The 696-nt window shown below is 33.1% G+C and carries 1 protein-coding gene; it reads left to right on the top strand.

The window, feature by feature from the left end; all coding sequences use genetic code 11:
• Nucleotides 1-696 (top strand): 2Fe-2S iron-sulfur cluster-binding protein (locus GQX97_RS13415; protein WP_232473414.1); only part of this gene is annotated, 696 nt, incomplete at both ends.

Raw genomic sequence — 696 nt, 5'->3', positions numbered from 1 at the left:
ATTGTAAATGTAAATCAGTAARAGACGGCTGCTCTGAAGGAGCTTGCGGAACTTGTACTGTATTAATAGATGGAAAACCTACTAAAGCTTGTATACAAACTATAGGAAGACTTCAAGGAAAGAGTGTTCAAACTATAGAAGGATTTACTCAAAGAGAAAAAGATGTTTATTCTCATGCTTTTGCAGTTGCTGGTGCTGTGCAATGCGGATTCTGTATACCTGGTATGGTGATATGTGCTAAGGGGTTAATTGATAAAAACAATAATCCTACAAGACTTGAAATTGTTGCTGCTATAAAAAACAATATTTGCAGATGTACTGGATACAAAAAAATCATTGATGCTATTGAATTAGCAGCTAAAATGATTAGAGAAAATATTGATGTTAAAGAATACAAAGGTAAAGTAAAATTAGGCGATAAAAACATTGTAAGAGTGGAYGCTAAAGAAAAAGCACTTGGTATTGGTGAATATTGTGATGATGTTGAAATAGAAGGTATGCTTTATGGTGTTGCTGTTAGAACTAAATACCCTAGAGCTAAAATATTAAAAATAGATATTAGCGAGGCAAAGGCTTTAAAAGGCGTTGTTGATATAATCACTGCTAAAGACTTACCTGGAGCAAAAAAAGTTGGGCATATTTTCCATCACTGTTACTTTCTTATTGGAGAAGTAGAAACTACCAGATTTATTGTTG

Origin of the sequence: Brachyspira sp. SAP_772, assembly GCF_009755885.1 — a bacterium.
GTDB lineage: Bacteria > Spirochaetota > Brachyspiria > Brachyspirales > Brachyspiraceae > Brachyspira.
This window is presented reverse-complemented; position numbering and strand designations above follow the sequence as displayed.